The sequence below is a fragment of the Streptomyces sp. MK37H genome, assembly GCF_018035285.1.
In the GTDB taxonomy this organism is placed as follows: Bacteria; Actinomycetota; Actinomycetes; order Streptomycetales; family Streptomycetaceae; genus Streptomyces; species Streptomyces endocoffeicus.
In genome coordinates this window covers 1-7,950 of the sequence record NZ_JAAAYH010000416.1, presented here as the reverse complement: position 1 = coordinate 7,950, position 7,950 = coordinate 1, and the positions used below count along the sequence as shown (strand labels likewise).

5 protein-coding genes are annotated in these 7,950 nt (G+C 73.5%); 1 reads left to right on the top strand and 4 read right to left on the bottom strand.

Annotated elements, in window-relative coordinates; genetic code table 11:
* Nucleotides 1–136: 136 nt before the first annotated feature.
* The 4 genes from dnaG to GWI24_RS36225 form a co-directional block, all read right to left on the bottom strand.
* Nucleotides 137–2,119 carry a DNA primase gene (gene dnaG / locus GWI24_RS36240; RefSeq protein WP_210950284.1) on the bottom strand — a complete coding sequence of 661 codons (1,983 nt, stop codon included), beginning with the start codon at nt 2,117–2,119 and terminating at the stop codon, nt 137–139.
* Between the two features lie 93 nt (nt 2,120–2,212).
* Nucleotides 2,213–3,508, bottom strand: coding sequence for an FAD-dependent oxidoreductase (locus GWI24_RS36235; RefSeq protein ID WP_210950283.1), 1,296 nt, complete (start codon nt 3,506–3,508; stop codon nt 2,213–2,215).
* A gap of 243 nt (nt 3,509–3,751) precedes the next feature.
* Complete coding sequence (locus GWI24_RS36230; RefSeq protein WP_210950282.1) at nt 3,752–5,164, bottom strand: deoxyguanosinetriphosphate triphosphohydrolase; 1,413 nt, start codon at nt 5,162–5,164, stop codon at nt 3,752–3,754.
* Nucleotides 5,161–6,054: a sirohydrochlorin chelatase gene (locus GWI24_RS36225; protein ID WP_374103379.1), complete on the bottom strand. Its 894-nt coding sequence runs from the start codon at nt 6,052–6,054 to the stop codon at nt 5,161–5,163. Before GWI24_RS36225 ends, GWI24_RS36230 begins: the two co-directional genes overlap by 4 nt.
* Before the next feature lie 160 nt (nt 6,055–6,214).
* Here GWI24_RS36225 and GWI24_RS36220 point away from each other — a divergent pair.
* On the top strand, nt 6,215–7,950 hold a 1,736-nt coding region (locus GWI24_RS36220; RefSeq protein ID WP_210950281.1), incomplete at its 3' end, for a molybdopterin oxidoreductase family protein.

The window sequence follows — 7,950 nt, the reverse complement described above, 5'->3', positions numbered from 1 at the left end:
AGCGCCGCCGCGCCCCGGTCCCGGAGGGACTGGCCGAACCCACTCCGAGCCCCTTACAGCGCCGCCGCGCTCGGGCAGAGCGGGCCCCACCGGTGCCGCTGAGGTGGGTGTGAAGCGACACTGGTGGGCGTCTCGCCTATAGCGCCTCCGCCCCACGCGCCCGGAGCCCTTCCCGGTACACCTGCAACGCCTTCAGCTCTTCCTGGAACGCGCCGAGACTGGCCGCGTCAGCGTGCGGTCCCAGTCGCTGCACCCCCGCGTGGACCTCACCGATCCTTCGATCCACAGCCTGGAGCCTGACGGCGGCGAGCCACTGCCCGACGTAGGCGCGATCGATCTCGCGCTGTCGTCGTCTGGGCAGTGACAACGGCTCCACCGTGAGCTCCAGGATCAGTCCGCGGACGGTGTCGTCCGGCGCCGCGTCACGGACCCGGACAAGGTAGTCGGCGTCAGCCCCCGCCGTCCCGCCTGCCTCGGCGATCGCCATACGGACTCGAGCGTACGGCGCCGCCGTGAACTCGTCGGCGCCGAAGGCATCGAAGGTGGGAGAGACCAGTTGGGGGTACTGGAGCGCGCACTTGAGCAATTCGCGCTCCGCCAGATGCGCGGGGCTGCGGAGGTCCAGGCGGGGGCCGCGTGGCAGCACCGGGGCGCCCGGGTCGCCCTGCGCCTCCGGCCCACCGCGATGGCGCTGCTGCGGGCCATCTCCGGCAGGAGCGCCGCCCGGACGGCCGCGATACTCGCCGCCTGGACGGCCACGCTGCTCGTCGCCCGAGCCGCGGCCGCGCTCACGGGCCCAGCGGGCCAGTTGCGAGACGCGCCGTACGACGAATTGGGTGTCGAGGATGCCAAGCAGACCCGCGAGATGCACCGCGGACTCGTGCTGAATGGAGCTGTTCTTGATCCCGGCGACGATGGGCGCTGCCTCCTCCAGCGCGGCGGCGCGTCCCACCGCCGTGTCCAGGTTGTGGCGCGCGACGATCTGCCGGATGGCGAACTCGAACAGCTGGGTTCGTCTGTCGACCAACGTCCTGACGGCCTCGTCGCCCTCTGCGAGCCGCAGTTCGCACGGGTCCATGCCGCCCGGCGTGATCGCGATATAGGTCTCGGCGGCGAACTTCTGGTCGTCCTCGAACGCGCGCAGGGCCGCCTTCTGCCCGGCCGCGTCGCCGTCGAAGGTGAAGACCACCTCCGCGCCCGAGTTGTCCATCAGCAGCCGTCGGAGGATCTTGATGTGGTCGCCGCCGAAGGAGGTGCCGCAGGTGGCGATGGCGGTGGTGACGCCCGCGAGATGGCAGGCCATGACGTCCGTATAGCCCTCGACCACCACCGCCCGGCTGGACTTGGCGATGTCCTTCTTCGCGAGGTCGATGCCGTAGAGGACCTGGGACTTCCGGTAGAGCGGGGTCTCGGGGGTGTTGAGGTACTTCGGGCCGTTGTCGTCCTCGCGGAGCTTCCGGGCGCCGAAGCCGACGACCTCACCGGCGATGTCCCGGATCGGCCACATCAGCCGGCCCCGGAAGCGGTCGATCGGGCCGCGGCGGCCCTCCTGGGCGAGCCCGGAGACGATCAACTCCTTGTCGGTGAAGCCGCGGCCGCGCAGGAAGCGGACGAGGTGGTCCCAGCCGGCCGGGCTGTAGCCGACGCCGAAGTGCTGCGCCGCGGCCTGGTCGAAGCCGCGCTGGGCCAGGAAGGTGCGGCCGATCTCCGCCTCGGGGCGGTCCAGCTGCTCCACGTAGAACTGCGCGGCGGCCTTGTGGGCCTCGACCAGCCGGGTGCGCTCGCCCTGCTGGCGGCCGGGGGTGTAGCCCCCCTCCTCGTAGCGCAGGGTGATTCCGGACTGGGAGGCCAGCCGCTCGATGGTCTCGGCGAAGGAGAGGTGGTCGATCTTCATGATGAAGTCGACCGTGTCGCCGCCCTCCTGGCAGCCGAAGCAGTAGTAGAGCCCCTTGCTGGGGCTGACCTGGAAGGACGGGGTCTTCTCGTCGTGGAAGGGGCACAGGCCCTTGAGATTGCCACCCCCCGCGTTCCGCAGCTGGAGGTATTCGGATACGACGGCGTCGATCGGGACCGCTGCCCGTACCGCCTTCACGTCGTCATCGTTGATCCTGCCTGCCACGCCCGAATTCTACGGCCGGGGTCCGACACGGCCATCCACCGCCTGCCGGACCCCGGCGTTCCGAAGCGCCTGAGGGCCTGAGGGCCTACGGGCCTACGGGAGGAGCGAGGTGAGCGGGACGGCCGGGTCGGCCAGGGCCGCCGGGTCGAGCCGCTGCCCGGCGCGGATGAGCCGTTGGATCGATTCGGTGACGTCCCAGACGTTGACGTTCATGCCCGCGAGCAGGCGGCCGTCGTTCAGCCAGAAGGCGATGAACTGCCGCTTGCCGACATCGCCGCGCACCAGCACCTGGTCGTAACTGCCGGGCGGCGCGTAACCGGAGTACTCCAGGCCGACGTCGTACTGATCGGAGAAGAAGTACGGCACCCGGTCGTACGCGATGTCCTGGCCGAGCATGGCGCGGGCCGCCGCCGGGCCGCCGTTCAGGGCGTTGGCCCAGTGCTCGACGCGCAGCCGGGCGCTCGGCGGGAGCGCGGCCCGTACGGGGGTGCCCTCGAGGAACGCGAGCGGGGCGGAGGCCACGTCGCCGGCCGCGAAGATGTCCGGGTCGCTGGTGCGCAGCGAGGCGTCGACCGCGATGCCGCCGCCCGCCGCGCGGTCCACCACCTCGAGCCCCGCGGCCTCGGCGAGGGCGGTGCGCGGGGCGGCGCCGATGGCGGCCAGCACGCTGTGGGCGGGGTGCTCCTCGCCGTCGTCGGTGAGGGCGGCCAGCACCATGCCGTCCTGGCCGGTGATCTCGGTAAGGCGGGCGCCGAAGTGGAAGCGGACGCCGTGCTCGCCGTGGAGGTCGGCGAAGAGGGCGCCCAGCTCGGGGCCGAGCACGGGGTGGAGCGGGGTGGGCTCGGGCTCGATGATGGTCACCTCGGCTCCGTAGCCACGGGCGGCGGCCGCGACCTCGAGACCGATCCAGCCCGCGCCCGCGATGACCAGTTGGCCGTTGTCCCGGCCGAGCGCGGCGAGGACGCCCTTGAGCCGCTCGGCGTGGGCGAGCCGGCGCAGATGGTGGACCCCGGCCAGATCGGTGCCGGGGATGTCGAGGCGGCGCGGCTCGGCGCCGGTGGTCAGCAGCAGCCGGTCGTAGTGGACCCGGGTGCCGTCGCCCAGGGTCACGGCCTTGGCGGCGCGGTCCAGGTGGACGGCGGGCAGGCCGAGGTGGAGCTCGATATCGGACTGGGCGTACCAGGCGGGCTCGTGGACGAAGACGCTGTCGCGCTCCTGGCTGCCGGTGAGGAAGCCCTTGGAGAGCGGGGGCCGTTCATAGGGGTGGTCGCGCTCGTCACCGATGAGGATCACCCGCCCGGTGAAACCCTCCGCTCGAAGGGTTTCCGCGGCTTTCGCCCCGGCCAGGCCCCCTCCGACGATGACGAATGTCTGGTGTGCGTCCACCACTTGTGTCCTCCTCGCTGCCGAGCGGTGCCGAGCGGTTCCTCTATGAGTGCCTTACCCCGGTCGTGTCAGGTCGTGCGTTCCGAAAGCCGTCCTGAATGCTGTGCCGAGAAGGCCGTGCCGAGAGGATGTGCCGAAAGCCGTGTCACAGGGGAGCCTCCCGCACCGCGCGTGCGTCCGGAAGGGCCGGTAGGCCGTATGTGTGCGCGGAAGCCGTATCCGGCGGGCGGCTGCCGGCTTCCGGCTTCAACCGGTGAGCCGGGCGTGGAGCCCCCGGGCCGAGGTGTCGGTCAGGGAGGCGATCTGGTCGACGATGGCCCGCAGCCGGCCCCGGTCGTCCCCGGCGGCGTCGAAGAGCGCCCGGAACTGGGGGTCCAGGCCGTCGGGGGCGCGGGCGATCAGGGCCTCGCCCAGTTCGGCGATGACCACGCGCTGATCGGCCCGGACCAGCTCCTGGTCGGCGCGCTGGATCACATACCGGTCGGCGACCGCCTTGAGGACCGCGCACTCCAGGCGGGTGGCGCGGGGCACGACCAGTTCGGCGTGGTAGCGGGTGAAGCGGCCCGTGCCGTACGCCGCGCGGGTGGCGCCCTCGGCGGCCAGGCAGAAGCGGCCGATGAGCTGGCTGGTGGCGTCCTTGAGGCGGGCCTGGGCGACGGACGAGCCGTCGTAGCCGTGCGGCCACCACTCCTGGCCCAGCAGCCGGTCCAGCGCCTCGGCCAGCTCGTCGGGCTCGGCCCCCGGGGCGTAGCGGTCGGCGGCGACGGCGAAGACCTCGCGGCGCTCGGGCTCGGCGAGCAGGCTCGCGGGGTTCAGATGGCCCGCGTGCAGTCCGTCCTCGACGTCGTGGACGGAGTAGGCGACATCGTCGGACCAGTCCATGACCTGGGTCTCGAAGGTCGTACGGCCCTCGGGGGCGCCCTGCCGGTACCACTCGAAGATCGGGACGTCGTCCTCATAGACCCCGAACTTCGGGGAGCGGGGGCTGTGCGGATGGCCGCCGCGCGGCCAGGGGTACTTGGTGGCGGCGTCCAGCGCGGCGCGGGTGAGGTTGAGCCCGACGCTCACCGGCTCGCCGGTGACCCGGTCGGGCACGAACCGCTTCGGCTCCAGCCGGGCCAGCAGCCGCAGCGACTGCGCGTTTCCCTCGAAGCCGCCGCAGGGCTCGGCGATCTCGTTGAGCACCCGCTCGCCGTTGTGCCCGAACGGCGGATGGCCGAGGTCATGGGCGAGACAGGCCATCTCCACCAGATCCGGGTCGCAGCCCAGCGCGGCCCCCAGCTCACGGCCCACCTGGGCGCACTCCAGGGAGTGGGTCAGCCGGGTGCGGGGCGTGGCGTCGAAGGCCGGGGCGCGCCCGGCAGGGCCGGGGTCGGCGGCCGGTGCGGCGGGCACCACCTGGGTCTTCCCGGCCAGTCTGCGCAGCGCGGCGGAGTGCAGCACCCGCGCCCGGTCCCGCTGGAAGGCGGTCCGGCCCGGCCGCTTGTCGGGCTCGGGCGCCCAGCGATCGAGGTCCGCCGCGGCATAGCCGGGGACGCGGCGGGTGTCGGCCTCGGGGGCACCGGTCGAGGCGGCACCGGTCGAGGCGACACCGGTCGAAGGGACACCGGCCGAGTCGGCCGAATCCGGTTCGGGTTCAGGGGGTGCGCTGGGGCTCATACACCGACGGTAGCCGCCGGGTGTGACAAGGGCGCAGAGGCCAGCGCCTGTTCGTAACGGCGCAGTACGAGACGCGCCACCGCCGGATGGGCGCCGAGCGGGGCGGCCGCGAGGCCGGGGGCGGCGCTCGCGCACTGGGTCGCGAAGCGGCCGGGCGCGGTGAAGTAGGAGGCGACCGCGATCCGGTCGTGGCCGAGCGCGGCCAGGGCGCGTACGGCCTCGGGCACGGTGGGGCCGGAGGCGGAGGCGTAGCCGGGCAGCACGGGCACCCCGCCGAGCCGGGCGCTGAGCAGGGCGGCGGTACGGGCCGTGTCGACGGCCGCGTCCGGGTCGCGGGAGCCCGCGGCGGCGAGGACGACACCGGGCCCGGGCGAGGCCCCGGCCCGTCGGTCCGCCTCCGCCAGCCGGGCGTGCAGTGCCTCGGCGAGCAGCGGGTCCGGACCGAGCGGGGCGGCGATCCGGGCGGTGAGGTGGGGCGCGGCGGCGACGGCGTCCGGGATGTCCTGTTTGATGTGGTGGCCGCGGCTCAGCAGCAGCGGGACGAGCACCGCCTCACCGCGCAGCGCGGCCAGTGTGTCGGTCAGCAGCGGCCGGTTGAGCTCGATATGGCCGAGGCGTACGGGCAGTCCGGGGCGGAGCGCGCGGACGCGGTCCAGGAGGGCGTTCACGGTGCGCAGCGCCTCGGGGTCCCGGCTGCCGTGGGCGACGGCGACGAGCGTCGGCGGGCGATCGCGGCCGCCCGGGCGGACGCCGTGGTGGCCCAGCCGGTCGAGCTGGGTGGTGAGCTGGGCGGTGAACCGGGCCATGATCCGCTGGGCACTGTCGAAGTCCGCCGTGCCGTCGGGGCCATGAGGGCCAGGGGGACCGGGAGGAGCGGGGTGCGGCGTCATGACGAGAGCCTGGCAGCGGCAGATTGCACCGCCATTGCGTGGCCGTCACAGGTCATTGCGTCGACTTCACCGGCCGTCCGGCGCCATGCTGAGGTCCGCTTCCCGCAGGCGTAATGCGAAGTGACGCGGGCTGTAACACGGCCGTAGCACGCTGCTTCGCATGGCGCACGTTCCGGTTACCGGGGAGCACTCCCCCGCCTCCTCCGACCCCGTCGATACGCACTGCCCTTACTGTTCGCTGCAGTGCGGGATGGCGCTGCGCCCGGTGCCGCCGGGCAGCGGACCTGGTGACGGGCCGGACGGCCGTCCGGGCGGTGTCGAGGTGGTCGAGCGCACCGCGTTCCCCGTCAACCGTGGCGCGCTGTGCGGTAAGGGCCGCACCGCGCCCGCCGTACTCTCCTCCCGGGTGCGTCTGACCGAGCCGCTGGTCCGCCGCCCTGACACCGGCCGGCTCGAACCGGCCACCTGGGAGGAGGCCCTCGACCGGATCGCCGAGGGCCTGGAGTCCACCGGCCGGGCGTACGGCCGCGACGCGGTGGGGGTCTTCGGCGGCGGCGGGCTGACGAACGAGAAGGCGTACGCGCTGGGCAAGTTCGCCCGGGTGGTGCTCGGCACCTCACAGATCGACTACAACGGCCGGTTCTGCATGTCCTCGGCCGCCGCCGCCCACCAGCGGGCCTTCGGGCTGGATCGCGGGCTGCCGTTCCCGCTGGCGGACGTGGCCCGCACCGGATGCGTCGTGCTCGTCGGCTCGAACCTGGCCGAGACCATGCCGCCCGCGCTGCGCTATCTGACCGAGCTGAAGGAGGCGGGCGGCCGGCTGATCGTGGTCGATCCCCGGCGGACCCGCACGGCCGAGCAGGCGGATCTGCATCTGGCGCCGCGCCCCGGCACCGATCTCGCGCTCGCGCTGGGGCTGCTGCACCTGGTGGTCGCGGAGGGCCGGGTGGACGAGGAGTTCGTCGAACGGCGCACCAGCGGCTGGCCCGAGGCGCGGGCCGCCGCGATGGCCCACTGGCCGGAGCTGGTGGAGCGGATCACGGGCGTCCCGGTTCCTGAGCTCCGTAAGGCCGTCACGATGTTCTGCGACGCCGAGAGCTCCATGGTGCTTACGGCCCGGGGGCCCGAGCAGCAGTCCAAGGGCACCGACACCGTCGGCGCGTGGATCAACCTGTGCCTGGCCACCGGCCGCGCGGGCCGCCCGCTGTCCGGCTACGGCTGCCTGACCGGCCAGGGCAACGGCCAGGGCGGCCGCGAACACGGCCAGAAGGCCGATCAGCTGCCCGGCTACCGCAAGCTGGACGACCCGGCCGCGCGCGCCCATGTGGCGGCCGTCTGGGGCGTCGAGCCGGACGTCCTGCCCGGGCCGGGGCGCAGCGCGTACGAACTCCTGGACGCGCTCGGACACGACATCCGGGCGCTGCTGCTGATGGGCTCCAATCCGCTGGTCTCCGCCCCGCGCGCGGCCCATGTGGAGTCCCGGCTGCGGTCGCTGGACTTCCTGGCGGTCGCGGACGTCGTGCTCTCGGAGACCGCCGCGCTCGCCGATGTGGTGCTGCCGGTGGCCCAGTGGGCCGAGGAGACCGGGACCATGACCAACCTGGAGGGCCGGGTCCTCCTCCGCCGGGCGGCCCTCACCCCGCCGCCGGGCGTCCGGACGGACCTGTGGGTGCTGAGCGGGCTCGCGGCCCGGCTCGGCTGGAAGAAGGGGTTCCCGGCGGACGCGGAGGAGGTCTTCGAGGAGCTGCGGCGGGCCTCGGCCGGGGGCCCGGCGGACTACTCGGGCATCACATACCGGAGGATCGCGGAGGAGGACGGGGTGTTCTGGCCCTGCCCGGAGCGCGTGGAACGGGACGAGTCGGAGGGGGCCGAATCCGTGAGCCCGGCCGACTCCGT

What these genes read in the sequence shown, in the direction of transcription:
- GWI24_RS36225 (WP_374103379.1), bottom strand. Translation starts at nt 6,054, where the DNA reads ATGACGCCGCACCCCGCTCCTCCCGGTCCCCCTGGCCCTCATGGCCCC.
- GWI24_RS36230 (WP_210950282.1), bottom strand. Translation starts at nt 5,164, where the DNA reads ATGAGCCCCAGCGCACCCCCTGAACCCGAACCGGATTCGGCCGACTCG.